This is a genomic window from Bacillus cereus group sp. BfR-BA-01382 (assembly GCF_022663475.1).
GTDB lineage: Bacteria > Bacillota > Bacilli > Bacillales > Bacillaceae_G > Bacillus_A > Bacillus_A thuringiensis_S.
This window is the reverse complement of sequence record NZ_JAKUFQ010000012.1, coordinates 47,356-73,388: the sequence shown is the minus strand read 5'-3', so window position 1 is coordinate 73,388 and position 26,033 is coordinate 47,356. Positions and strand designations below refer to the sequence as shown.

Here is a 26,033-nt window from a genome sequence, read left to right as displayed (position 1 = left end):
GATAAAATAATATCGCCATATGTACAAGTATTAGCTGAAAAGAAACCTTCTTGCCGGTGCAAGAAGGTTTCTTTTTAAGCTAATTTATTTCTGTATAATGATACGTGAAATACTGTCATTTGAATAAAGAAAATAGAAAATAGAATATATAATGGGTATCCAGGAAGATATTCATTAATAATAGGCGAAAAAGTTAAAAATCCAACTGCACAAGGTAACACAAACCATAACGATACAAATGTTGTTCGACAAGCTTTATCCGTAATCGCTTTTTCACGTTCATCTTCTAGTGGAAATAATAATGGATACATCCAAAAAGATAAATTCTTATATTTTTTCTTTTGAATTCTATAAAAAATTGTAACTATAATAGCTCCAATAAATAATAAAATAAATGGTACTCCATTAACCGCTACTTCAAACGGGAATTTCTCGTTTTTAAATATGTCTGCTAACTCTGTAATAACACTATAAAATTCAACAAATATCCAGCATGCTAGTGCAGTATAGAGTACATTTATAATATAAGAAAAACCAATTCTACTTATCCTCTTCCCCCTCCTTATTTAAAACAAACACGTCTTCCATCTTTAACTGGAATACATCACAAATCATCAATGCTAGTAACAATGAAGGAACGTAATCCCCTTTTTCAATTGCAGCAACTGTTTGTCTCGTCACTCCAACCTTTTCTGCTAATACACTTTGTGAAAAATTAAAACGAGCTCTTAATTCTTTTACTTTGTTTAAAATGGTCAAATTTACCACCTCTCACCATTATTGTATGCTATCCTTAACAAAATGTAAACTTAACTTAACATTAATATTGTAAAAAATCCAACTCTACGTATTGTAAAGTTGGATTACGTTTTAGTTTAAAATTGTAACTTTAACGATTTTTCTTCCCCATTGACTAGAAGACCCTTTATCAGGCATTAACACATCAATTCTGTTACCTTTAATCGCTCCACCAGTATCTGCTGCAATTGCGACTCCATAACCTTCAACATTTACAGTTTTGCCTAATGGAATAACACTTGGATCTACAGCAATTAATTTCATTCCTGGGTTTGCAGTTAGATTATAACCTTTACCACCTGGTCCCCATGCAGAAAATACTTGTTGACCTGACGCATAACCATTTTCCGCTGGATCAGCTGTATAAGCTGTAGCTTCTACATAAATTTCTTTCCCACCAGCAGTTGGCTTAGAAGGTTGTGCAGGTTCTACCTTCGAATTATTATTAGCAACTGGTTCTGCCGGTTTACTAGCTTTTTCTTGCTTTTGCTTTTCAGCAATTTCCGCTTGTGCTTTCGCTAAAGCTTCTTGCTCAGCCTTTGCAGCCGCTTCTGCTTTTGCACGCTCTTCCGCTGCGATTCTTGCTGCTTCTTGTTCACGAGCAATTGTTTCTTGTACTGCCTTCATATTTGATTCAATTTTAGCTTTCTCTTCCGCTGCTAAATTAAGCTGACTTGCAACCTCATTATATTTAGCTTGAACTGTTTGTAAGTTATCTTGACGTTTTTTCAAGTTATCTTGCAGTTCAGCTTGCGCTTTTGCTAATTTTTGTTTGTCTACTACTAAAGATGCTTCTTTTTCGTCAATTGTTTTCTTATCTTCTTCAATTTGACGAAGATCTTGTTCTTGTAGACGTAAAATTTCTTTATCAGCTTCTAGAATAGTAGAAACTGCGTTCATACGTTGTAAGAAGTCTGCAAAGTTTTTTGACTCTACTACAACTTCTACTACTAAACTTGTATTTGAACTGTTTTGAACAGAAACCATACGTTTTCTCATAATGTCTTTACGAGCAAGGACTTTATCCTCTAAAACGACAATTTCTTCCTTTTTTTGTTCAATCTGCTTATGTGTTTCATCGATTTTACGTTGAATAGCAGCTTGATCCTCTTTATTTTTTGCAATTGTATTATTTAAATTATGTAGTTCGTTTTCGATACCTTTAATTTCTTTACTAACAGCTTGCTTCTCTTGCTCTTTCTTTTGCATTTCTGCATCGTTTTGTTGCAATTGCTGTTGCATGTTGTTAAGTTTCTCGTCGTTTGACTCTGCTTTAACAGCGACTGTACTAGAAAGACCGATAATTCCTGCTAATACTAGACAGCTGATTCGCTTAAAATAGTTCATAATCCGACTCCCTTCTTATACAGTTATACATGATTTATTTTACAGTTTGTTTACAAAACGATTAAATACAGTTTATTTTTCGTGACAAAAAAAAGAGAATTATGAATAAAATGTAATAGATTCTTAAATATTTAACAATTCCTATATTTAAAAAATACAAAAGATGCTAAAATCCAAATATAGAGAAAATATAACTTTCGAAGGCGGTTGAAATAAATACATGTTTACTCAAAAGAAATCACTCCAACATACAATTGCTCAATTAGAAGAGCGTATACAAGAATTAGAAGCAGAATTGAAACAAAAAGATATTGAAAAACAAGAGACTATTTCGACTATCCACGATCGTGTACAAAGCGTTGTACACGATCATCAACTTGTAAATAACCAACACAATACACTCCAAAATTTAGTTCAACAATTAAGTTCATGTTTCGAAAATGTTTCAACACGTACGACACATTCCAATGAGTTAAATAATGAAATGTTGCAAAAGGAACAAAGCTTAATTCAGTCTATTGCAGAAATTATTGACTGCTCTAATGAAGGAAAAGAATCCGTTCACCGCTTACTTATTGTAATTAATAAATTAGGTGAACAATCTCAACGCACGTCTAATAGTATGAATCATCTAAGCGAACGCTCAAAGGAAATCGAGCAAATTGTAGAAGTCATTCAAAACATTGCAGCACAAACAAATTTACTTGCCTTAAATGCGAGTATTGAAGCCGCACGTGCTGGAGAGCACGGTAAAGGATTCGCTGTCGTTGCCAATGAAGTAAGAAAACTAGCGGAAAGTACAGCAGAAAGCACAAAAAACATCGGCAACTTAACGAAAAAAATTCAAGAAGAAATTGAAAAAGCATACGATAATACAAAAGATAATTTACATTTAGTCGATGAAGGTGTAGAAATGAGCGCCGATACAAACGCTAGAATTGAAAATATTTTAGTTATGATTCAAACGTTACAAAATGGCGCTACAAATGTTATTAAGGCTATTGAAAACCAAAAGTCTTGTAATGATGACATATTACGAGAATTCGCTAATACACAACAAATGTTCCAAAAATTAAATACTACTATTATGAATCATATTCATGATGCTGAAAAAGTCGATGTTCAATTGTCTAAAAGTCTTCAAGGAACAGTAACTTCTTAATTAAAAATAAAAATCCCTTATACTGCTATAAGGGATTTTTATTTTATTTCGAATATTTATTTCTTTTCAATATTCATCCATATCTTTGTTATAATGGAAAAGTTGTTTCTTTCAACTAATAAACAAGGAGGTTATTATGGAACAATTTTACTACGTTTTAAAATATTTAATTCTCGGTCTGTTCCAAGGACTAACAGAACCAATTCCGATTTCTTCAAGTGGTCACCTCGTTTTAGCACAACATTTGCTAGGACTAAAAATAGAAGGATTTAGCTTCGAACTACTTGTTAATTCAGCTTCATTATTAGCTGTATTACTTATTTATAGAAATGATTTAATTCGTCTGACGAAGAATGGTCTCTCTTATATATTTACAAGAGCAGAAGACGCGAAATCAGATTTCTTCTTTATTATTTATCTTGTTATTGCAACCATTCCAGCAGGTGTTATTGGTGTTTTATTTAAAGATTACATCGATCAGTACTTAAAAGGTGTGAAGATGGTTGGGATTTCCCTTCTTATTACTGCTGTCGGCCTTTGGATTATTAGAAATTTACGCGGTCGTAAAAATGATGGCGACCTTTCTATGAAAGATGCAATCATCGTCGGATTAGCACAAGCTTGCGCACTGATTCCTGGAATAAGCCGATCTGGTGCCACAATCGTAGCAGCAATGTTACTTGGTATGAAGCAAGAAACAGCTCTTCGCTTCTCATTCTTACTATACATTCCTGTTAGCTTAGGTGGCTTATTGTTAAGCATTACAGACATTGCAAATGATCCAAATCTAGACACATTATTCGTACCATATGTCGTTGCATTCATCGCAACATTTATCATGACGTATATTTCACTAAAATGGTTTATGAACATTATGGCAAAAGGAAATTTAAAGTATTTCTCTTTCTATTGTATTATCGTAGGTGTACTTACTCTTATTTTCTTATAAAGTGAAACTTACAAATCGAAAGCGAGTCATTCTATTACACTAGATGACTCGCTTTTTTATACCTTTATTAAGTTAAAACCTATCATTCACTTATAATTTTCATAATATTATAATAATTATTAAGTTCACTATTATAGTAAAGCTATCTTTCCTACTATTATCGTAAAAGAGGTGTTTATATACTTATAGTTACTAAACTCATTCACATTAAGTACGGATATGAAAGTGAGCTACTTTGTGAGCTTAAACAATATTATCCTTCCCCTGGAACGAACGGTTTTATTAACATAGAGTTTTCACATGTTCATCGTACAAATGATAAGACAGAATATATGTTTCGTATGTTATGGAAAACACAACAAGATTACCATACATGGCTTTCTCAAAGAAAAGGCCATGAAACTTTGAAGTACAAAATACAAGGCTATATCCTTTCTTCCAAATCAAATGCTACCTATGTGCATTAACTCTTCTCTTTTTATTCCTTGCGAGGAGAAAAATGATAAAGTGAAACTTTAATCCTCACCAATCGTGCTTCCCACAAATAGCGGGATAAAGAGCCCTCTTACTTTTCATACTGTAAGAGGGCTTCTCTTATGCATACACTTTCTTTTCTTGACAATACAAACGAATAACATGTTTATTTTGTTGAAATACATCATGCGTCAGACGAATAATAATAAAGTTTCGTTTTGTTTGATCATCATGAACAAAAATCTGTTCTCCCTCCTGAAAACGCCATGCACTTTCAAAAGTCGTAATATGATCCCCACTTACAGAAAAAAGTTCATATCGCATCTCTTGTACCCTCTCTCAACTTACATAATCATAATATCCTCATATTAAATTTATTATAACTTAATTCCTATAAAATTAGTAATTATTTCTATTTCGAAAGATTTTAACTTTGTATTTAAATATTTTTAGCGCTATAATGATAAACGAATTTTTATTGAAAGGAGTTTCACTTTGACTGCATATTTATTTCCAGTAAAAACAGCATTTATTTTATTTCCTTTTTTAGCAATGTTTCTTTTAATCCCTTTTCTAATATTTAATTATCGAAAATACGGTTATTTAAATAAATGGCGCTCATTTATTTTATACTCATTATTACTTTACTTATTAAATGCCTATTTTCTTGTTATTTTGCCGTTGCCACAAACGTTTGATACTTGTAGCCTACAATCGGCTAATACACAACACATGCAACTCTCACCATTTTATTTCATACAAGAGATTAGTAGTCATACATCGGCAGTTTTAACGAAACCGGCTACTTATTTCTACTTATTAAAAGAGTCTGCTTTTTTACAAGTTGCATTTAATGTTCTATTAACTGTTCCATTCGGTATTTACTTACGTTATTATTTCCGACGTAGTTTCCTACAAACAATTTACATTTCCTTTTTCCTTTCACTATTTTTCGAGCTAACACAAGTGACTGGATTATACGGTATATACAATTGTGCATACCGATTATTTGATATCGATGATTTGTTTTTAAATACATTAGGTGGCGTAATTGGTTTTATCATTGCACCAATATTTACGTACTTCCTTCCAAAAACAAACGAGTTAGATAGTCATATTAATTTAGAAACGAAACCAGTCGGATTCATTCGTCGCCTTATCGCGATGCAAATTGATTGGATTTTCTTATCTATCGTTGTACCTGTCATTAAAAACAAAGGAAATTCTTTCTTCGTTTCTAATATGCAATCTTACACCAATATGTATGAACTCATTTTCATTACGTGTTCAATCCTTATTTACTTTATTATTATTCCATACTTTACGAATGGAAAAACAATTGGGAAAGCATTGCTTCGCATTCACCTGAAAGGAAAATCAGATCGTATTACATTAAAAGAACTATTTATTCGATACGGTATATTTTATTTTGCGTTAGGCGGAATCAATTATATTCTTTCTAGTAGTTCTATGTTAAATCATACAGAACCTTTAGTATTACTCGTTACATTGTTATTCCTATTCATCATTAACGGCCTGTTTATTATTCATGTTTTACTGCATGTATTTAGCCGTGATAAACTACTATTTTATGAGCATATTAGTCATACAAGAAATGCAATTACACTAAAAAAAGCTGACAAATAATTATTTGTCAGCTTTTTCATATACATAATGTGAAACTTTAATCAACCCTCCCAAAACGAGCGGTTATCTCCCACCGAATTTTGAGATGGGAGTATTACTGCCCGTTAATGCGGGATAAATAACTTTTCTGCATAAGGATTAAAAAACATTCCAAGTTCATCTAGAGACTTCCTCGCCTGTAAAAACGAATGAAACTCTGGATATATATCTTGTAATTGCTCATACGATAATGTATGCATTTTCCCCCAATGCGGACGCCCTTCATACTTCATAAAAATTTTTTCCACTTCGCCAAAGTAAGCAGCATATTTCATACCTTTATACATATGAACAGCGATATACGCTGAATCTCTTCCATAGGCTGGACTAAGCCATATATCATCACCTTTCACATAGCGGCATTCGATCGGGAAGTGCACCTTATACTTTTTCTTTTCAATAAGATTTGAGATTTCTTCTACCACAGTCCTCATATACTTTGAAGGAATGCTATACTCCATTTCATAAAATAGTACCGTACGTGATGTAGCAAATACTTCATAGCTCGGGCCAATTATTTTTGTGTTTGGTACAGCCTTAGCTGATAATCGACTCACTCCTTTACTTATAGAAGGAAACCATTTACACCCTTTAGATAGTAAAGAGAACATCCTATTTTCAAGTAACTCCACCTTTAGTTTATGCCATTTCAAATCACTGCCTGTATTCGTTGTTTCGTTCGTAAGTTTTACTTGTACTTCATCAGAATAAGGAAAAACGAAAAATTCAAAGTGACGATGCTTCTTATACTCTTCTAGTTTGTTCATTACAGTAGATAATGACTGTTTTTCACTTTCATAAACGAGTGAATACGCTGGAATAACCTTCAATTTTATCTTTACAATGATACCTAACATTCCAAGTGACAACTGAAACGCTCTCCAATATTCTACGTTCTCAGCTTCCGAACAAACTATACTCTCACCATTAGATAAAACTGCCGTAATCTCTATAACTTGTGTTGATAAGCTCCCAAAGGTAATACCCGTTCCATGAGTCCCCGTACTAATCGCTCCTGCAATAGATTGCGAATCAATATCTCCTAAATTTTCTTGCGCATAACCTTTTTCCTCAAGTAACTTCCCTAAATCATATAACTTTGTTCCTGCCCACACTTCAGCGACCATCTTCTCTTCATCAATATTCACAATGCCCTTCAATTCATCTAAAGAAACTAAAACTTCTTCCGTTTGCACAAGGGGTGTAAACGAGTGTCCTGAACCAACAACACGAATTTTCTGCCCCTTTTTTCGTGCAACCCCCACTACTTCTACTACATCTTGTATACTTTCTGGATACATCGTATAATGCGGCGTCCCTTCTACATTCCCTGTCCAATTCCTCCACCTTTGTCCCTTTATAGAAAGCATTGGCCATCCCCCCGATATGTTGAATACTCCCCAACAATCTCTCCTTGTTTAACACGATACAAAAAAGGAAAGCGTTCACATAATTCACCAGCCTTACTATGACGAAACAAAATGGACTCTCCTATGTCCACTCTTTCCTCGCCGTTATAAAATATTGGCGTTTGTACCTCGCCAGCACCTTCTAAAGCTAATAGTTTTGCACCCTTTGGTCTCCAAACTTCAGGCTCTTTATCTTTTCCAACTGCTCCTGAAGCAATATATCCACCACCTAGGCAAGTGTAAATAAACGGGACTGGTTTACGCACAACTGGTAAGGCAAATCCGACCGCTGGATGAAATTTCACCTCTTTATAATAATCAAACAGCTTCGGAGAATAAAAAGCAGAACCTATTGTAATCTCTGAAACTGAATTATCTTTCTCAGTTGTTTTTATGCTTCCTGTTCCGCCTCCATTTACAAACCTTAGCTCAATACCAAGTTTTTGTATTGCTTTTACAATATATTCTCTTCTTTCTTTAACTTCTAGCACTGATTTCTGCTTTAAATACGAAATCACTTTACTTTTCAGCCATTGATTCGGTATATGGTCTCCCACCCCAGCAATTTGAGCTTCATAACCCATCACACCATCTAACATTAAATATGATGACCTTCTCACCTTTTCTACTACTTTCAACGCATCCTGCACATTTTTTACTGGGGATCTTTGTACACCAAAATGAAATTGAAAGAAACGACTACTCATATCAATATCCAAACAAACACGAAAACATCCTTTAGATTTCTCAGCAATTTTTTCTAAATACACAATATGCTCTTCACAATCCACCATACAAGTTATAATGAAACCTTTCTTTGTTAGCAAACTAATTTCATACAAAGCTCTTTCATCATAAGCAGGATATCCAAGCAATAAATCATTAAATCCTTGTTCTATTAAAAATAAAGTCTCTCTAGGTGAAAAGCACATAATACCTTGAAATCGATCATTTGCAGCTAAAATCTTTTGCATAATCGGAACAGAACGTAACGATTTACTCGCTATACGAATCTTCTTATTTCCACTTAACTCTATAATTGATTGAATATTTCTATCTAAAGCCACTTCATCCAAAAATGCACACGGTAATGGAACTTCTTTAAAAATTCCTCGATCCACATTTTTCTCTCCTCTTCTCAATATGTCTTATACATATTGGAAAGAAAGTGTGATTTTCCTGTTTGCAAATAAAAAAAGTTTCTTCTTTACGAAGAAACTTTTTGAAACTACTTCATAGAAATAGTCGCCTCTACTGGATAATGATCAGAGTAATCATTATACGTATATTTTTGGAACCATGATGTAACAGTCCATTGTGGAGATTTCGGCTGTAACACCTTATTCTCTATATACGATGGGTTCGCATGGTCTTTGCTTGCAATAATATAATCTAAATACTCGGCAGGACTATCAGGGAAATTATATTTTGCAATACTGTTTGTCGTTGCATCCCAAGTCGCTGTATGTCCAGTATAAGATGGTACAGAAGCGTTCAATGTTTTAAACATAGATGTATACTCTGAATCATTCTTGTTCTCTGCATTTATTTTATTTACGTTCATATCACCACCAATTAACACATACTCATTATTTGGTATATTTTTATTTTTAATAAAATCTTGAATTTCTTTTAATTGGTTCGTACGTACAGATGCAGGTGAAGTTTTTCCGCACATACTATCTTCAGCCTGCAAATGCGTCCCAATTACGTGAATGAAACGATCATTTTTCTTAATTTTCGTATATACAAATCCTTTATTCGATAAATTATCTGGCCCGCATCCTTTTGCAAATACATATTGAATCTTTTCAGCGATTGGCCATTTGCTGACAATCGCAACGCCACCATCTTCAGGAGTTGAAGATGAATAGTTCCCTAACGTTTTATCCCATTCGCTTCCACTACTACGACCTAATACTGCTGTTTGATTTGGATATTCTTTCTTCAAATTACCTAATAAACGATCTGATGCGCTATTATCAAACACTTCATTTAATATAACAACATCTTGATTCTTTATATAATCTGCCGCCCCAATTAAATCAGCACGCTCAGTTTGTCCCCAGTTTGGATATAAGTTTGTTGATAGCATATATACATTATGCGTCATCACTTTTAATGTATCATTTTGATTTGTAGATGCTTCTGCTTGAGCTGACGTTCCGCTATATAAAGCTCCTAAACCAACACCTAAGCTAAGTACACCTTTTAGCAATTTACCTTTCACGTTTCATACCTCCATGTATTGTATAGTGATAAAAAGGCCAAATACTCTATTCTGAGATTTGACCTTCTTCAAATACTTAACGATTTCCGTACGTATCAAACCAAAGCTGAATATATCCAGCAGTAACACGTTGTGCATCCATTAAACGCTTACCTGTCATTGGTGTAACTTCAGCGCGCCATTTATCTGCATATTCTTGTGATACAGCTGCTCTTACGAACCAATCTTTCGTATTATCATTTACAATGCCAGCATAATCTTGCTTCGCAACTACTGCCGCTCCATGAATCCAATCTTCTGGATTCGTACCTTTCCAGTTCCAATACCCATTTCCATCCGTTACTTTATAATTATCTTTTATCGTATCTACAAAGTTTTCATATTTAGAATGGAATCCTTGTGGATACGAAAGATTCGTAAAGTTTGCCGCATGCATCGGTTGGTTTACATCACCTAAATAATGAAGAGATAATCCTAAATAGAAGAATGCTTGTTTCATATCTTTATTTTTGTAAGACTCACCAGCTAATTTAAAATATTTAGCTCCAGTTTCCTTTGCCTGCTTTGCATACGGAATATAAGTTTTCCCATTGTCAGGGTCATAGAAATGTGAAGCAAATGTGCTATTATCATAATAAGGATTTTCATAGTCAGCAGCATAAATACCGTTCTCTAACTCAGTACGCCATTCATTTAATAGTGCAACTCGATCTTGTTTTACAAGTGTTGTATTACGAGACATAATATCAATTGCACGATTTACAATCCATAAATGAGAATTCACGCCTTCTTTATGTTTATCTTCAGCAGACCAGCGCGGAATAACTCCAAATCTCTGTCCCCCATCATTTTCATGAGCAAATGCAACACTTTGTAATGGAGCAACTAATGTAATAGCTGCCGCTAAAGCAAGTACTTTCTTTTTCATATAAAATCCTCCATTTTATAATTGAATTATTGTAAACATTTTGTTAGGATCCTATGATGTCATCTGGTTAACCTATGACTAGAATATCCCACCTTTCATGAAAATTCTATCACTAAATCAAAATATGCAAATGTTCATATCATTATAACTTTATACACAGTGAATATAATGAATGAATACACTTTCATTTTAATAAACTATTATTAAGGCTTGTCTAAACTAATGTAAAAAAAGAGTAAAGCACCCACATGCTTTACTCTTTTTTTCTATTCGATAATATACTTGGCAATTGTACATTAACTGCCAACTTATGTATAAATCCAAACACTAATCCGATCCCTATAAATATGTATAATATCGTAAATATCTTTCCGAAGTCAGTTTGGGGACTAAATTGCCCATCACCGACAGTAGTCAGCGTCACAACGCTAAAATATAAAGCATCCAGAGGACGTAACCCCTCCACTGTACTATAAAAGATTGTACCAGATATTAATGTCAAAATTGTTAATACGAATAACACTTGAAATTCTTTATCTTTCCATGCTCGCAAACAAGCTTTTAGCATCCGTTTCAATGTCAATATAAATGAAAGCATTAGACTTCCCCTTCCAAACAAAATACCTTTAGTTACAGGAAAGTCTATCACCTTTCAGTATAGAAAAAAAGTAGCCCTCTTCTATTTCTAGAAAAGGGCTACTCTTTTCGATTCTATCTTATTTAGGTGAAACAAGAATTTTCACTTGTGTTTTATCTTTTACAAGTGCTTCAAATCCTTCTTCAACAACTTGATCCACTGTAATTTTTTTCGTAATTAATTTCTCTGCTTGAATTTGACCAGAGCTAATTAATTTAATAACAGCTGGGAAGATGTGACGGTATCCTAAAATACCAATAACTTCTTTTTCTTTTAATACTAAATTATTCGGAGTAATTGTTGCGTCTTTTTCCCATACACTAACAATTACAGTTTGTCCTTCGAAGCTTGTACTTTCAATCGCTTGGCGTAATACAACTTCAACACCTGTTACTTCAAAGCTAACATTTACACCTAAACCATTTGTTAAGTTACGAATTTCAGCTAGCACATCTTGAGTTGCTGGATTTAATACATAATCTGCACCTGCTAATTTCGCTAACTCTTGACGTTCTTTAGAAAGCTCAACTGCAATAACAGGAGTTGCTCCTGCTGCTTTAGCTGCTTGGATAACAAGAAGTCCAATTGGACCGCAACCAAATACTGCTACAGCTTCCCCTTCTTTTAATTTACTTTGACGTACTGCATGAACTGCTACTGCTGCTGGTTCTACAAGCGCACCTTGTTCATACGTCATTTCATCTGGAATGTGATGAACCATATCTTCTGGTACTACTGTATATTCAGAGAAACCGCCGCCTTCTCCGCCAAGACCGTGGAAAACAAGTTGTTCACAAACATTGTAATGTCCATGTTTACAAGCTTCACATTTACCACAAGAATAAATTGGTTCTACAACAACACGGTCTCCCACTTTATGAGATGTAACTCCTTCACCAATCTCTATTACCTCACCACTAAACTCATGACCTAAAATAACAGGTGCTTTCACATGTGTTAATGGATGTTCTTCTGTTGGAATAAAAATAGGCCCTGCTAAATATTCATGCAAGTCTGTCCCACAAATACCACACCATTTAACTTTGATTTTCACTGTTCCTGGTTTTACTGTTGGTTCTGGTACTTCTTCTACTCGTACATCACGTTGATTATGCCAAAGTAGTGCTTTCATTTTATACATCCCTCTCTATGTATATACTTAACCTGGTGAAGTTTACAAATCTATTATAATACTTCTATCCATATATTTCAAAAAAACAATCACATCCCTACTAATTTTTTACAAATAACGTTCAATATTTTGTCACTTTGTACTTTTTTCCACATCTGTTAATTCAATTTCATTGCAGGTGAAATTAGCATTGTGCCATAATAGCATTGGAGAGGTGAATATCGCTTGAAATATTTTATTTACTTTATCGTTATCGTGGCATTTTTAGATACATTTTCACAATTACCTATTATGAGTACTTTCGCTCAAAGCCTTGGAGGAACTCCTCTTATTATCGGGCTAGTTGTCGGTATGTACTCATTCGCTAATATGATTGGTAATATTATTGCTGGAGCCGCTGTCGATAAATTTGGTGCAAAAAAAATCCTTTATATAAGCATGGGAATTACGAGTTTCATAGTCTTGTTATACACCGTTGTTCAAAGTGGTGAACAACTATTAGTTGTGCGCTTTATGCATGGATTTAGTGATGGCTTTTTAATTCCTGCTGCCTTTACATTTTTATCAAAACAAACAAATGCAAAAAGACAAGGAAAAGCAATGGCTCTATCTGGTGCTGCTGTTGGAACAGCGGCAATCGTAGGACCTGCTTTCAGCGGTATTATGAAAGCAACAGCTGGCGTAGAATGGGTCTTCATTACTATTTCTATTTTAATGGCTCTTGGTACAATCGTATCTCTATTCTTCTTACCAAATAACGTATCAAGAAAAGATACATCAAGAACGCAAATGATGAACAAAGAAGATATGATTGAACTGTTAAAATCAGAACCGTTATTACAAGCATATATTGGTGCTTTCACATTAATGTTTTCACAAGGAATTGTCACTTATATGTTACCAGTAAAAGTTGAGGCATTAGCGCTTAAAGCATCTACAACAGGCATGATGTTAAGTGTATTTGGTATTACTGCTATCCTCTTCTTCTTGCTTCCAACAAATCGTATTTACGATCGATTTAATCGTTCGAAACTAATGCTAATCGGAATTGCAGTTATGGCATTCGCATTATCTTTACTCGGATTATTTGCTACAAAAGGTATGCTCTTTATTGTAATGATGATTTATGGAATTGGATTCGCAATCCTCTTTCCGTCTATTAACGCTTTACTCGTTGAAAATACTACAGACGATAATCGCGGAAAGGCATTCGGATTATTTTATGCCTTCTTCTCATTAGGAGTTGTTGCTGGCTCCTTTACAGTCGGCGCAATCGGAGCATCACCTAGCATCAGCTTCATTATCGGGACAGCATTTTTATTAACATTTGCTGGGATGATTTATGTAAGAAGCAAAGTAAAAAAGACAATGATGGGATAATCCATCGTTGTCTTTTTTAAAATGCATATTGATATAATCCGTAATATAATGGAAGCGTTGGAATAATTCCAATTAATTTAAATATAAAAGGTAATGGCTCATCTCGCTCTTCATATAAACGAAAAACAAAAACTGCAGTTAAAGTCCAAATGACGCTAAACAAGAAGATACATTTCCAAACAATCGAGGTTAATATTTGTATATCAAATACAAAACCAAAGAGCCCTATCCACGTAATAATAGATACTACAAAGTCAAACTTTTGAATTGGTGTTTGAAACATACCCCTTACTAACGAAATAATAGCTAACATTGCTACAATAACTAAATATATTTTCCAAAGCATAATGATAATCTCCTATTCAATTCAACTTTTAACTTTCAGCAAACCATATTTAATAAACAATATAGCATTATATTTTTCATAGAAATAATACAATGGATAACAAAATAAAAAGAAAATAAGTACAGTTGGTACATTGTCTACAATAGAAAAATATTTTACTAGTAATTCCTTAATACTCTCTCCAATAATAATAAACAATGGAATTATACAAATCATCGCTAATATTAAACATGACGTTACCCTTATTTCTTTCAACTTCACCTTACAATGTGGACACCTTAATGAAAAAGGATGTGGGAGATCAATAATATGTTGTACAGTAATATCCCCTTCACACTGTGGACATCCAATAACTTCTTTCATTTATCGCTTACTCCTTTCTATCTATAAAAAGAGCCATATTGAATAGAACTCTTTTTTGCCCAATATATTACTTTTGTGTATAACCAAATAACAATGTAAATAAATTGAGCCGTAAAGGCAATAATACATTACTTCTTTTAAAAAGAAAGTTTATAAATAACGACGATACTTCGACAATTTCCTCGGAAATATTTCCTTTCTCCACATAATTTGATACACTACACATGAATAAACATTTGTATTACATAAACTAAAATAATAACTTACTGTACAAATTAAAAAGCACACTCTTCATATGAAGAATGTGCTTTTATGTTATTAACGTTTAATCCAAACAGCGCCTGCCGATTTATCTTCTGCCTGTCCAACAACTTGGAATTTAAGTCCAAGGTTTGGAACTTTTCTTCCTGCATCTACAATTTGCTTGTTACTATATACTTTTGAATCATCAAAAGTTGTAACACCTTGTAATCCAGAATAGTTAAACTGGCCACGTGTTAATGAATTTACACTCCATGCTGGTGTTTTATCAAATGAAAATGCAGCGTCTGCAATTTGCATGCCCGTATTACCGTACGCTGGTTTCCCGTTCAGATTACCAACAAGTGCTTCTGGATGAGAATCTACAACCCCAAGGAATCCTTCACCTGGATGCACCCCAACCCAGTTATCTTTAAAGCTATCATCTGCATACCAAACGACAAGACCTGTATTATACACTGGACCTTTTCCTGCTTTTAATCCATTATCTGATCCCGCATAGTTTCTCCATTCTAAGTAGTAATAATGAGCTTTCTTCTCTGTCCCATCAGAAACAACAAAACCATTTAAATTCATTTTAGACTGTCCTTCTGCATCATCAGAAAATACAACTTGTCCATCAACAGTTACATTTACATCGTCCATCGCAAAACCTTTATATGTTACAGCCGGATCTGTAATATAGTCGAATTGTAGTTTCACTTTTTTGCCTTTAAATTGACTTAAATCATATGATTTATCAATCCATTTCCCATCTGTTGTATCTTTATCTCCTTGGACTACTTTTTCTCCAAGTCTATCAATTAATGTTTTCGTTCCATCTTCTGTTACTGCATGTACTTCGACGAAATCGCACTCTGCTTCTAACTCATAATTTGCTTTATAATCGAATTTTGTATTTGTTCCTTTTGTTAAGTCAAAGAATGGTGTCTCTAACGTTGTATGCATATCATCGCCTCTTGTACTATAATATGCATGCTTTCCAAACGCCGGTTTAATCGTTTCAACACTTTTACCTGGTAAGTTAACACGTACAACGCCTGGACGATTTGATTTCGTAACACTTTGATCAATATATGTAGGAACTCCCACACCACTCTTAATTTTATCGTAATCTACTTCTAATATTTTTGCCCAGTTGCCACCCATATTCTTTTGTAAGAAGTCTTTATTTTGTGGTGAAAAACTTGTCGGCTCCGTTCCTGCGATTTTTCCTGTCCAACTACCTCCACTCATTAATGACCAAGCTTCGACAGGTGAACCATTTCCAGTATATTTCGTGTCATATTCATCTGGTAATCCAAGATCATGTCCAAATTCATGCGCAAACACACCTACAGCTCCATCTTCTGGTTCAATTGTGTAATCATGTGCTGCTACTTTTCCACCAAAGTAATCTACCTTTGATTTTGTACCTTCAATCGCTACTGGATCTACTGCTAATTTTGAACGATGTGACCAGATCGCATCATCACCTAATTTACCGCCACCAGCTTCTTGACCAACACCAGCATGGATTACCATTAAATGATCAATTACACCGTCAGGTTCGTTTTGATTCCCATCCCCGTTTGTATCATATCTATCAAACTGATCAAACTGAGATAAATCTAGTCCTTTCTCAGCAGCTGCATGCAAAGCTTCTTTCACTAAATCACGTGCACCTTTCGGACCTTTATTATCGTGACCACTGCTACCATCAGCTCCATAATCAGATGCTTTTCCTGGAACTGTTAGCCACTCCGTTACATATCCGTCTGTCGTATAACTACCACCAGACTGCTCTTCATAGTATTGTTTAAATGTTTTTACTTTTGAACCATCAAATAATGTATAAGGCTCCTTACCAAACAACATCTTTTGATAATGTTCTCTACTAAAGTCTTTCGAATACATATAACCTGGTGTTTGATCAATATTATTATGTTTATAATCACTAAATTCAACGAGTAGCACTAATACTTTATCTGATCGAACAGATCCTTTATATGGAGCTTGCTTTGCTTTTGAAGTTGGAACTTGCCCATTCAATTGCTTTTTATTTGGTTCTGGCTTTTGCTCAAGATTAATATTTTTTTCAGTCTTTTTTACATTTTCCTTTTCTTCCATCTTTTTCTCTTTTACTTTTTTTGTGAAATCAGACGTTTCTTGTGAGGGAGCATCTGGAAGAATTTCTTTGTTCGCCTGATCTCCTTGTTTCTTTTCAATATATTGCTCGACAGCCTTTTTCGTCTCTTCTTTAGAAGATGCTGGATTAATTGTTCCTCTTTCTTTCAAAGCTTCCGCTAAACGATCTTCTTGAATTAAATTGTAATCAATTGGCGTTGTAGACACATTCTCTTTCTCTTTTGCTGGCGTTTCTGCATATGCTAACGGCGCACTCATTACAGATGTGCATCCGATAATTGCTGCAATTGCTAATGATGACAACACTTTAAATGGGGCTTTTCTTCTCATTCCATTTCTCTCCTTTTATAAAACTTAAAATTCAGATAAATCGGTGCGTTTTTGTCGAAATCTCTGTTTACTACCCTCCCTATATAAAAAGACATAATTCTATAAACATTGAACTTTCTGTTATAGAATCATGCCCTCCAGTTTTCTGGTCAGACCCTCTATCTGTTTATCCCTTGGTTCAACTAATAATCAGTGTGCTGATGAACAAAGCCCCCACTGATTAAAGTTTCACTTTATATCGAAATATGAAAAATAAAGAGTTATGTGATATATATTAAATATCTTATATAACAAATTTAAAAGACAATATGCAAAATTGCATGAAAATTCTTTTAAATAAAAAAGAATCCTAGTCAATTAAACTAGGATTCTTGATTTTCTATTATTTCTCTTGTGTTTTTTCCCAATCAGCTAAGAATTTCTCAATTCCTTGATCTGTTAATGGGTGCTTCACTAATGAAGCAATTACGTTTGCTGGGATTGTTGCAATATGTGAACCGTTTAATGCTGCATCAGTTACGTGAACGCTGTGACGTACAGATGCTGCAATGATTTCTGTTTCGATGCCATGAATTGCAAAGATTTCTGCGATTTGACGAATTAAATCCATACCGTTATGACCGATATCATCTAAACGACCTAAGAATGGTGAAACATATGTTGCACCAGCGCGAGCTGCAAGTAATGCTTGAACTGCTGAGAATACTAATGTAACGTTTGTACGAATTCCTAAATCAGAGAACGCTTTTACTGCTTTTAAACCTTCTGTTGTCATTGGAACTTTTACAACAACGTTTGGAGCAATCTTCGCTAATTCTTTTCCTTCTTCAATCATTTTATCAGCTTCTAAGCTAATTACTTCTGCACTTACAGGTCCTTCTATAAAGCTGCAAATTTCACGAATACGCTCATGGAAATCTACGCCTTCTTTTGCTACAAGTGATGGGTTTGTCGTTACTCCAGCTACTACGCCTAATGCATTTGCCTCTTTAATTTCGTTAATGTTTGCTGTATCAATAAAGAATTTCATTTGTTATTCTTCCTTCCTAATTTTCATTTTATATTTATTTATTTTTCTTAATAAGCTCTAATTCAATCGGAATAGATTTGTCCACTTTTTTACCTTGTGTTATCTCTTTTGCTGTTTGCATCGCCTTCTCTCCGATTAATTCCGGTTTTTGAGCGACTGTTGCAGCCATACGCCCATCGTTAACCGCTTTCACAGCATCTTCAGTTGCATCAAATCCAACAACGACTACATCTGTTTTTCCAGCAGACTTCAATGCTTCAAGTGCACCTAATGCCATCTCGTCGTTATGCGCAAACACGGCTTTAATATCGCTATTTGCTTGCAAAATGTTTTCCATAACAGATAATCCTTTCGCTCTATCAAAATCAGCCGCTTGTTTGGCAACTACTTTTAAAGACTTATCGGCTACGTTATGGAATCCTTTCCCACGTTCACGAGCAGCAGACGATCCAGGGATTCCTTCTAACTCAGCAACGTTTGCTCCTTCGCCGACTAATTCACGAATGTAATCACTAGCCATTTGACCACCTTCGATATTATTAGATGCAATGTGAGAAACAACCTTACCTGAATTCGCAACGCGGTCTACTGTAATAACAGGAACATTTGCTGCATTTGCCGCACTTACCGCTGAAGCAACAGCATCTGAATCGGTCGGATTAATAACAACTACATCGACACCCTTTTGAATTAAATCTTCAACATCGTTCGTTTGCTTCGCTGCATCATTTTGCGCATCAACAGCAATCAATTCGATGCCGCTATCTTTCGCTTTCTTTTCTGCACCCTTTTTCAAAGTTACAAAGAAGGGATTATTTAAAGTTGAAACAGAGAATCCAACTTTAATAGTTTTATTTCGACCTTTATCGCTAGAATCCTTTGCCCATTCTGGTGGTTCCATTGAACAACCAGCAGTAATGACCATAATACATGCAACGAGTATAAGTAACCATTTCTTCATGAACTGTCCCTCCATTACGCTTCTTTTCGGCGATCAATTAATACAGCTAGTAAGATTACAAGTCCTTTTACAACTTGTTGGAAGAAAGAAGATACACCTAATAAATTTAAACCGTTATTTAGTACACCGATAATTAGTACACCGATGAATGTACCAACAATCCATCCTCTTCCCCCAGAAAGACTTGTTCCACCTAATACAACTGCTGCAATTGCATCTAATTCGTAAGAAGTACCTGCAGTCGGCTGTGCAGAATCTAGTCGTGATGTTAAGACAATACCTGCAAGCGCTGCCAAAATTCCGGAAAGACCGTAAATCATTACTTTAATTCTCGTAACATTAATACCTGATAGTGCTGCTGCTTCTTCATTTCCACCAATTGCAAATGTACGACGGCCAAATGTCGTTTTCTTCAAAATGAAGTACAGTACTGCGAAAGCGATCATCATTGTAACAGCTGGTACCGGAATACCAAGAAAATAACCGCGGCCAAACATTTGGAACATTAAATGATCACCAAGACCAGTGATCGGACGTCCGTCCATATAAACAAGCGTCAACCCACGAAAAATAGTCATTGTTGCTAAAGTTGCAATAAATGGAGCTACTTTTCCTTTCGCAATGATGATACCGTTTACAACCCCCATTACAAGACCTGCTAATAGTCCAACTGCCATTGCAAGGAACGGATCCATGCCACTTGCCATCATTCCAGCAACAAGTGCACTTGATAATGCTAAAATAGAACCTACCGATAAGTCAATACCCCCTGTTAAAATTACGAAGGTCATTCCGAATGCAATAAGCGCATTAATCGATACTTGACGCAGTATATTAAATAAATTTGGAATTTCAATGAACGCTGGATTTAAAACTGTAATTACGACGATAATTAATACTAAACCGATTAAAGAACCGAGTTGTTGTAATACATTCCCCTTCTTAGCCATCCTTACTCTCCCCCTGTAGCTAGTGCCATAATAGACTCTTGTGATGCCTCATCTTTCCCTAAAATGCCGCCGACTTTTCCTTCATGAATAACAAGAACTCGATCACTCATTCCTAAAACTTCCGGAAGCTCAGATGATACCATAATAACGGCATCGCCTTGCTCAGTAAGCTTATTCATGATAGAGTAAATTTCTTTTTTCGCTCCAACATCGACACCTCTTGTTGGCTCATCTAAAATGAGTAATTGCGGATGAATGCCTAGCCATTTTGCGATTACAATCTTTTGCTGATTTCCACCAGAAAGAGATTTCACTGCCTGCTCTCCGCTAGATGCTTTCACATTAAGAAGCTTCATCATATCCTCTGTAAACTGTTGTTCTAGCTCGTTGCTTAGAACACTTCCCTTTGAAAGACTTTCTAAATTCGGTAAAACTAAATTTTCTCGAATTGAAAAATCTAACACTAATCCTTCAGACTTTCTATCTTCTGTAATGAAAGCAATTCTTTGTCTAATTGCATCTATCGGACTATCAATCTTTACTTCTTGTCCATTTATAAAAATTTGTCCAGAATCTAAAGGTTCATAACCAAATATCGCTTTCATAATATCAGTGCGACCAGCTCCCATTAAACCAGCTACACCAAGGATTTCACCTTTCCTTACTTGAAACGAAACATTTTCAAATTTCCCTTTCTTCGTTCCGTTACGCATTTCAAAAATGACATCACCAATTTGACTATTTCGCTCTGGGTAACGTTCACCAATGCTGCGCCCCACCATCATACTCACTACTTCATCAAATGATGTTTCTGGAATTAATCTCTTTCCAACGTATTCTCCATCACGCAAAATCGTAATGGCATCACATATCGAGAAAATCTCTTCCATACGATGCGAAATGTACACGAATGAAACACCTTCTTTACGTAACTTATTGATTACTATAAAGAGCGTTTCGATTTCACGATCCGTCAGTGCCGCAGTAGGTTCATCCATAATAATAACGCTCGCGTTTGTCATTAACGCTTTCGCAATTTCGATAATTTGCTGTTGTCCAACCGATAGTTCCTCTGCTAACATAGCACCTCTTACATGCAATCCTAGCTCTGCTAGTTGCTGCTGCGCAATCGCGTTCATTTGTCGAGTGCGTAAAATACCTGTTTTCCCATACATTAACTCTTTACCAAGAAACATATTTTCAGCTACTGTTAAATTCGGCAATATGTTTAGTTCTTGATGTATAAATGCGATGCCGTACTCTTCAGCTTCTTTCGCATTTTTAAAGGTGCGCTCTTGCCCATCAATCGTGATTGTCCCATCATCTTTTTTGTATACACCTGTTAAAATCTTCATGAGCGTTGATTTACCCGCTCCATTTTCCCCCATCAATGCATGGACTTCTCCTGTTTCAATCATAAACTGTGCATTCTTCAAAACAGGATTGCCATTGAACGCCTTTGAAATGTTTTTCATTTCAATATGCATTCCCATCACTTCCCTTTATTAAAAAATCACGCCTGCATGTAAAATTACATTTGCATAAGGCGTAGCCTCGCCTGTACGAATAATCGCCTTCGCTTTCTTTGTATGCTCTTTAAATTGTTCATGAGATACATACTCAAATGCTGGCTCTATTAATTTTTGCTCGATCTCTTTATTTACTTCCGCATTATTTATAATGACTTCTTCTGCTAACGTCACTTTTTCGATTGCCATATCATCAGCTACAACTTGTAACACCTCTAAAAAACTCGGTTTTCCAATCTCAACAGCTAAATCAATTCGTTTTACTCCATCCGGAATCGGTAACCCGCAATCAGCAATTACAACCGTATCTGTATGCCCAAGTGAAGCAAGGACTGCCGCGATTTCACTGTTTAATACACCATGCTTTTTCATCCAACAATCACCTGCACTTCACGTACTCGATCTCTCGTTGGCATACCGCCCTGTGCTCCAAGTTTCGTTACAGAAAGACCACCGGCAATATTCGCGAAACGAATTGCTTTTTGAAGTGTCTCTCCTTCAGAAAGTGCAACTGCTAACGCACCATTAAATGTATCACCAGCTCCAGTTGTATCCACTACATCAACAGCAATGCTAGGAACATGTACAATCTCTGTGCCATTATGGAAACGAACACCGTTAGAACCTTCTGTCATCAATAATTTATTTGGATACTTCGCCAATAAATCTTCAATTGGTGATGTAAAATCATCTAATACAATGCGGCACTCATGTTCATTTGGCGTAATATAAGTTGCTTTTTCTAAAATTTCTTCTGATAAAACTTGTGCTGGCGCTGGATTCAACATAACAGGAATATTATGTTCCTCACAAATAGCCAATACATATTTTACTGTTTCAAGTGGAATTTCTAGTTGAAGAACAACCATATCCGCTTTTACAAGAAGGTCTTTGGAGCGATCTACAACTGACTTATTTACAAGAGCATTTGCCCCTTGTACGACAACAATACTGTTATCTTCTTCTGCTAAAACGATATGAGCAATTCCTGTCGTTCTATCTGTAACCGGTACCACACAATCGATAAAAATGCGTTCGTTCTCTAAATTTTTTCTAACTACTGTTCCATAATCATCATTTCCTACCGCTCCAACCATCGCTACATTTGCTCCTAACCTAGCTGCAGCAACTGCTTGGTTTGCCCCTTTCCCTCCTGGGATTGTATGAAACGCTTCACCAATTACTGTTTCTCCTGCTTTCGGCCGTTTTTTTGAAACAGCCACTAAGTCCATTGAAATGCTTCCTACTACTGCAATATTTGGCATCTGTTTCATCTCCTTACTTCGTTGTATTTCGTTCTATAATTTCAATCGGCAAACGATAGTGTTTCTCTTCTAATGTATTTCCTTCCATTTGCTCTAACAACAACTCTGTTGCAATTTTCCCCATTTCATATATCGGTTGTGCAACTGTTGTAATAGATGGATACATCATTTCTGTTAAAGAAATTCCATCAAATCCAATAATTTGTAAATCATCTGGAATGGCAATCCCCTTTTGAAGTACAGCCTTTACAATACCAATCGCAATTAAATCATTCCCAGCAACAATACCATCAATATGCGGGTATTCTTCTAATAATTCCATCGCTACACGCTCACTATTTGCTGGATCAAACGTACTCTCTGCAATCATATACGAAAGATTATTTTGCGTAATAACGTCTACAAAACCTTCAAAACGTTCATTTGCAGTACTCACATCACGTGGACCGCGAATATGTGCAATATGTTTACATCCTTTATCTAGTAACAACTTTGTCGCAGCCTGACTTCCTGCATAGTTATCTGCATATACAGTAGGAATACGCTCATTAAACATACGGTCAATCGCAACAACCGGGACAGATAAATTCATGTAATTAACACTATTTTGTGGATTCGTTGCTACAATAAATCCATCTACATTATTTTGTCTAAGTACATCAATGTATTGTTTCTCTTTTTCTAAACTTTCATCAGAGTTACAAAGGACAACTGTGTAACCTTGTTTATGTGCTACATCTTCTACGGCACGTGCAACTTCTGGAAAGAACGGATTCACGATATTTGGAACAACTAAGCCAATTAAACGAGACTTTTTATTATACAGTGAACGCGCTACTGTACTAGGCTTATAATCTAACATCTCAATTGCACGCTCTACCTTTTTTAATGTATCTTCGTGAACATATCCATTTTTATTTAAAACTCTGGAAACGGTCGCAACAGATACTCCCGCTAATTTCGCAACGTCTTTAATCGTACTCATTCTCTTTTCTCCTCATTTCATGTAACCGTTTACAGAAAATAATATAACGTATTTCTAAAAATACGTCAATCATTTCTCACTAAAAAGCTTTTAAGGTTATACTCAAAAAAGCACCGCCATAAGGCGATGCTTCTTCATTACGAGTATGATACAGTTTTTTCTTTTTCTTCTACAGCAGGCTCTTTAGCATCTTTTTTACGATCTGATAATTTAATTTTTTGTAAGAAAATCGTAAAGATGGCACCTACTACGATAAATACTAATCCTGTTAAGAATACAGTATGAAGCGAGTCTACTAAAGAGTTTTTCAAAATAGGTACAATGCTGTTAGCGAACGCTTCTGGCATTTGTTTTAATGCCTCTGGGCTAAATAGCATCGAATATAAACCTTGTGGATCTGTGTGAATCATATCTTTAAATTTCGTTACCATTTGTCCCGCTTCTTTCGGGAATGTATCTAATACAGGTACTAATTTATTTGTTAACGTTGTACCTGAAGTGTTATTCATAATTGATCCTAAAATTGTAATACCAAATGTTCCACCAATTTGACGGAAGAACTGACTTGATGACGTTACGACACCAAGGTCTTTTTTCGGGAAGCTTTCTTGTAACGCTAATGTTAATGTCGGCATTACAAGACCCATTCCTAAACCGATAACCATCATATAAGAAGTAGCTGTAAGCTTCGTTGTGTGCATATCCATCGTTGTTAATAACCAGAAACCACCCGCCATAATAAGCATACCTGCGATAATTTGTGGTTTTACACCAACTTTTAATACAAGTTGCCCACCGATAATACTCATTACAATCATTGTAATCATCATTGGAGTCATAATTGTTCCTGATTCAGCAGCACTTACTCCTACAATACCTTGCATGAAGAATGGTACGAACATAATCGCGCCGAACATTCCAATACTCATAAAGAATCCAATCGCATTCAGTATTGTAAATGTGCGATTTTTAAAGAAATGCATTGGTAAAATCGGCTCTTCAGCTTTCGTTTCAACAATAACAAAGCTAACGATACCAATTACAGCTAGTGCAAATAAACCGATAATTTGCCAAGAGTCCCATGCATAATCTTTTCCGCCAAACGTTAGCGCAAGTAATAAACTTACAACACCTAGAATCATCGTAAAGATTCCAGCGATATCAATTTTAATTGGTCCTGTTTGTTTATGTGATTTTAATCCCATTGCAATAAAGATTGTTGCTAAAATACCAACCGGTAAGTTAATGTAGAATACCCATCTCCAGTTCACTGCATCTACAATCCACCCACCAACTTGTGGTCCAATTACAGAAGCAAGACCGTATAACGCACCAAAAATACCTTGCCATTTCGCACGTTCTTTTCCCGTGAACATATCTCCAATAATAATCATAGCCATTGGCATCATAATACCGCCACCAAGACCTTGAATACCACGGAAAATAATTAATTCTGTCATACCATTTGCCATACCACATAACGCCGAACCAATCATGAAAATAACTAGCCCTGTTATATATACGTTACGACGACCAAGTAAATCCGCTAACTTACCTGCAATTGGTACAACTGTCGTTGATGTTAACATATATGCTGTTGTTAACCATGTCATTAAACTTAATCCGCCTAGGTCACCGACGATACGTGGCATTGCTGTACCAACAATTGTTCCATCTAATGCAGCAAATAGCATCGCGATTACTAAACCGATTAACAACAACTTTCTATTTTGATTTTCTTGTTGTTCCATGTA

At 35.3% G+C, this 26,033-nt stretch carries 25 protein-coding genes and 1 pseudogene; 5 read left to right on the top strand and 21 right to left on the bottom strand.

Going from position 1 to position 26,033, the window contains the following annotated elements:
• Positions 1-74: 74 nt before the first annotated feature.
• The 3 genes from MR160_RS08030 to MR160_RS08020 all read right to left on the bottom strand — a co-directional run bounded on the left by MR160_RS08030 (position 75) and on the right by MR160_RS08020 (position 2,145).
• Entirely contained in the window at positions 75-548 is a 474-nt protein-coding gene (locus tag MR160_RS08030; protein WP_044783735.1) for a DUF2178 domain-containing protein, read from the bottom strand.
• Positions 541-753: a helix-turn-helix transcriptional regulator gene (locus tag MR160_RS08025; RefSeq protein WP_242297211.1), complete on the bottom strand. Its 213-nt coding sequence runs from the start codon at positions 751-753 to the stop codon at positions 541-543. The genes MR160_RS08030 and MR160_RS08025 overlap by 8 nt, the downstream gene beginning before the upstream one ends.
• Before the next feature lie 117 nt (positions 754-870).
• Complete coding sequence (locus MR160_RS08020) at positions 871-2,145, bottom strand: 3D domain-containing protein (protein WP_001105781.1); 1,275 nt, start codon at positions 2,143-2,145, stop codon at positions 871-873.
• Between the two features lie 661 nt (positions 2,146-2,806).
• Here MR160_RS08020 and MR160_RS35290 point away from each other — a divergent pair.
• The 3 genes and pseudogenes from MR160_RS35290 to MR160_RS08005 all read left to right on the top strand — a co-directional run.
• Positions 2,807-3,307 (top strand): annotated as a pseudogene (locus MR160_RS35290) (methyl-accepting chemotaxis protein); the annotation flags it as partial.
• Between the two features lie 136 nt (positions 3,308-3,443).
• Positions 3,444-4,256, top strand: a complete 813-nt coding sequence (locus tag MR160_RS08010) for an undecaprenyl-diphosphate phosphatase (RefSeq protein WP_000434794.1) — start codon at positions 3,444-3,446, stop codon at positions 4,254-4,256.
• Between the two features lie 179 nt (positions 4,257-4,435).
• Positions 4,436-4,723, top strand: coding sequence for an antibiotic biosynthesis monooxygenase family protein (locus MR160_RS08005; RefSeq protein WP_043333453.1), 288 nt, complete (start codon positions 4,436-4,438; stop codon positions 4,721-4,723).
• A 127-nt stretch (positions 4,724-4,850) separates the two neighbouring features.
• Here MR160_RS08005 and MR160_RS08000 read toward each other — a convergent pair whose 3' ends face one another.
• Positions 4,851-5,054 (bottom strand): hypothetical protein, encoded by a 204-nt coding sequence (locus MR160_RS08000; protein WP_001268332.1) that lies wholly within the window; start codon positions 5,052-5,054, stop codon positions 4,851-4,853.
• A 171-nt stretch (positions 5,055-5,225) separates the two neighbouring features.
• Here MR160_RS08000 and MR160_RS07995 point away from each other — a divergent pair, with 171 nt between their 5' ends.
• Entirely contained in the window at positions 5,226-6,377 is a 1,152-nt protein-coding gene (locus tag MR160_RS07995; protein WP_000128031.1) for a VanZ family protein, read from the top strand.
• Between the two features lie 104 nt (positions 6,378-6,481).
• Here MR160_RS07995 and MR160_RS07990 read toward each other — a convergent pair whose 3' ends face one another.
• From MR160_RS07990 to bdhA, 6 genes are all read right to left on the bottom strand, one after another.
• Positions 6,482-7,786, bottom strand: coding sequence for a D-arabinono-1,4-lactone oxidase (locus MR160_RS07990; RefSeq protein ID WP_000948962.1), 1,305 nt, complete (start codon positions 7,784-7,786; stop codon positions 6,482-6,484).
• Entirely contained in the window at positions 7,774-8,946 is a 1,173-nt protein-coding gene (locus tag MR160_RS07985; RefSeq protein ID WP_000373749.1) for an amino acid deaminase/aldolase, read from the bottom strand. The genes MR160_RS07990 and MR160_RS07985 overlap by 13 nt, the downstream gene beginning before the upstream one ends.
• Before the next feature lie 107 nt (positions 8,947-9,053).
• Positions 9,054-10,055, bottom strand: a complete 1,002-nt coding sequence (gene sph / locus MR160_RS07980; RefSeq protein WP_000676793.1) for a sphingomyelinase C — start codon at positions 10,053-10,055, stop codon at positions 9,054-9,056.
• A gap of 76 nt (positions 10,056-10,131) precedes the next feature.
• A complete protein-coding gene (gene cerA / locus MR160_RS07975; RefSeq protein WP_000730997.1) occupies positions 10,132-10,983 on the bottom strand; it encodes a phospholipase CerA in 852 nt (283 codons plus the stop codon).
• A gap of 253 nt (positions 10,984-11,236) precedes the next feature.
• Entirely contained in the window at positions 11,237-11,581 is a 345-nt protein-coding gene (locus MR160_RS07970; protein WP_000948035.1) for a potassium channel family protein, read from the bottom strand.
• Between the two features lie 118 nt (positions 11,582-11,699).
• Complete coding sequence (bdhA, locus tag MR160_RS07965) at positions 11,700-12,752, bottom strand: (R,R)-butanediol dehydrogenase (protein WP_000645827.1); 1,053 nt, start codon at positions 12,750-12,752, stop codon at positions 11,700-11,702.
• A gap of 225 nt (positions 12,753-12,977) precedes the next feature.
• On the opposite strand from bdhA, the gene MR160_RS07960 reads away from it, so the two are divergent.
• Positions 12,978-14,132, top strand: a complete 1,155-nt coding sequence (locus MR160_RS07960) for an MFS transporter (protein ID WP_000873268.1) — start codon at positions 12,978-12,980, stop codon at positions 14,130-14,132.
• A gap of 16 nt (positions 14,133-14,148) precedes the next feature.
• On the opposite strand, the gene MR160_RS07955 is transcribed toward MR160_RS07960, so the two are convergent.
• The 11 genes from MR160_RS07955 to MR160_RS07905 all read right to left on the bottom strand — a co-directional run bounded on the left by MR160_RS07955 (position 14,149) and on the right by MR160_RS07905 (position 26,030).
• A complete protein-coding gene (locus tag MR160_RS07955) occupies positions 14,149-14,478 on the bottom strand; it encodes a hypothetical protein (protein ID WP_000964465.1) in 330 nt (109 codons plus the stop codon).
• 21 nt (positions 14,479-14,499) lie between these two features.
• Positions 14,500-14,841: a hypothetical protein gene (locus MR160_RS07950; RefSeq protein ID WP_000665762.1), complete on the bottom strand. Its 342-nt coding sequence runs from the start codon at positions 14,839-14,841 to the stop codon at positions 14,500-14,502.
• A 318-nt stretch (positions 14,842-15,159) separates the two neighbouring features.
• On the bottom strand, positions 15,160-17,559 hold the full coding sequence (gene inhA2 / locus MR160_RS07945) for a M6 family metalloprotease immune inhibitor InhA2 (RefSeq protein WP_097891592.1): 2,400 nt from the start codon (positions 17,557-17,559) through the stop codon (positions 15,160-15,162).
• A 382-nt stretch (positions 17,560-17,941) separates the two neighbouring features.
• The gene (gene fsa, locus MR160_RS07940; protein WP_000667667.1) at positions 17,942-18,589 is read right to left on the bottom strand and encodes a fructose-6-phosphate aldolase; all 648 of its coding nucleotides are present in this window, start codon (positions 18,587-18,589) and stop codon (positions 17,942-17,944) included.
• Positions 18,590-18,623: 34 nt separating this feature from the next.
• Positions 18,624-19,550, bottom strand: a complete 927-nt coding sequence (gene rbsB / locus MR160_RS07935; RefSeq protein ID WP_000758976.1) for a ribose ABC transporter substrate-binding protein RbsB — start codon at positions 19,548-19,550, stop codon at positions 18,624-18,626.
• Between the two features lie 14 nt (positions 19,551-19,564).
• On the bottom strand, positions 19,565-20,500 hold the full coding sequence (locus MR160_RS07930) for an ABC transporter permease subunit (RefSeq protein WP_001074650.1): 936 nt from the start codon (positions 20,498-20,500) through the stop codon (positions 19,565-19,567).
• A gap of 2 nt (positions 20,501-20,502) precedes the next feature.
• On the bottom strand, positions 20,503-21,987 hold the full coding sequence (gene rbsA / locus MR160_RS07925; RefSeq protein WP_242297202.1) for a ribose ABC transporter ATP-binding protein RbsA: 1,485 nt from the start codon (positions 21,985-21,987) through the stop codon (positions 20,503-20,505).
• A gap of 18 nt (positions 21,988-22,005) precedes the next feature.
• Positions 22,006-22,401 carry a D-ribose pyranase gene (gene rbsD / locus MR160_RS07920; protein WP_000716151.1) on the bottom strand — a complete coding sequence of 132 codons (396 nt, stop codon included), beginning with the start codon at positions 22,399-22,401 and terminating at the stop codon, positions 22,006-22,008.
• Positions 22,398-23,294, bottom strand: coding sequence for a ribokinase (rbsK, locus tag MR160_RS07915; protein WP_242297200.1), 897 nt, complete (start codon positions 23,292-23,294; stop codon positions 22,398-22,400). The genes rbsD and rbsK overlap by 4 nt, the downstream gene beginning before the upstream one ends.
• A gap of 13 nt (positions 23,295-23,307) precedes the next feature.
• Positions 23,308-24,279, bottom strand: a complete 972-nt coding sequence (rbsR, locus tag MR160_RS07910) for a ribose operon transcriptional repressor RbsR (protein ID WP_242297198.1) — start codon at positions 24,277-24,279, stop codon at positions 23,308-23,310.
• Positions 24,280-24,416: 137 nt separating this feature from the next.
• Positions 24,417-26,030: an MDR family MFS transporter gene (locus MR160_RS07905; RefSeq protein ID WP_000437648.1), complete on the bottom strand. Its 1,614-nt coding sequence runs from the start codon at positions 26,028-26,030 to the stop codon at positions 24,417-24,419.
• Positions 26,031-26,033 lie beyond the last annotated feature (3 nt).

Coding starts and splice junctions, on each gene's coding strand:
- MR160_RS07970 (WP_000948035.1), bottom strand. CDS start 11,581: ATGCTTTCATTTATATTGACATTGAAACGGATGCTAAAAGCTTGTTTG.
- rbsK (WP_242297200.1), bottom strand. CDS start 23,294: ATGCCAAATATTGCAGTAGTAGGAAGCATTTCAATGGACTTAGTGGCT.
- rbsR (WP_242297198.1), bottom strand. CDS start 24,279: ATGAGTACGATTAAAGACGTTGCGAAATTAGCGGGAGTATCTGTTGCG.
- MR160_RS07955 (WP_000964465.1), bottom strand. CDS start 14,478: ATGCTTTGGAAAATATATTTAGTTATTGTAGCAATGTTAGCTATTATT.
- MR160_RS08010 (WP_000434794.1), top strand. CDS start 3,444: ATGGAACAATTTTACTACGTTTTAAAATATTTAATTCTCGGTCTGTTC.
- MR160_RS07990 (WP_000948962.1), bottom strand. CDS start 7,786: ATGCTTTCTATAAAGGGACAAAGGTGGAGGAATTGGACAGGGAATGTA.
- MR160_RS07930 (WP_001074650.1), bottom strand. CDS start 20,500: ATGGCTAAGAAGGGGAATGTATTACAACAACTCGGTTCTTTAATCGGT.
- MR160_RS07950 (WP_000665762.1), bottom strand. CDS start 14,841: ATGAAAGAAGTTATTGGATGTCCACAGTGTGAAGGGGATATTACTGTA.
- MR160_RS08020 (WP_001105781.1), bottom strand. CDS start 2,145: ATGAACTATTTTAAGCGAATCAGCTGTCTAGTATTAGCAGGAATTATC.
- rbsD (WP_000716151.1), bottom strand. CDS start 22,401: ATGAAAAAGCATGGTGTATTAAACAGTGAAATCGCGGCAGTCCTTGCT.
- MR160_RS08000 (WP_001268332.1), bottom strand. CDS start 5,054: ATGCGATATGAACTTTTTTCTGTAAGTGGGGATCATATTACGACTTTT.
- MR160_RS07905 (WP_000437648.1), bottom strand. CDS start 26,030: ATGGAACAACAAGAAAATCAAAATAGAAAGTTGTTGTTAATCGGTTTA.
- rbsB (WP_000758976.1), bottom strand. CDS start 19,550: ATGAAGAAATGGTTACTTATACTCGTTGCATGTATTATGGTCATTACT.
- rbsA (WP_242297202.1), bottom strand. CDS start 21,987: ATGCATATTGAAATGAAAAACATTTCAAAGGCGTTCAATGGCAATCCT.
- inhA2 (WP_097891592.1), bottom strand. CDS start 17,559: ATGAGAAGAAAAGCCCCATTTAAAGTGTTGTCATCATTAGCAATTGCA.
- bdhA (WP_000645827.1), bottom strand. CDS start 12,752: ATGAAAGCACTACTTTGGCATAATCAACGTGATGTACGAGTAGAAGAA.
- cerA (WP_000730997.1), bottom strand. CDS start 10,983: ATGAAAAAGAAAGTACTTGCTTTAGCGGCAGCTATTACATTAGTTGCT.
- fsa (WP_000667667.1), bottom strand. CDS start 18,589: ATGAAATTCTTTATTGATACAGCAAACATTAACGAAATTAAAGAGGCA.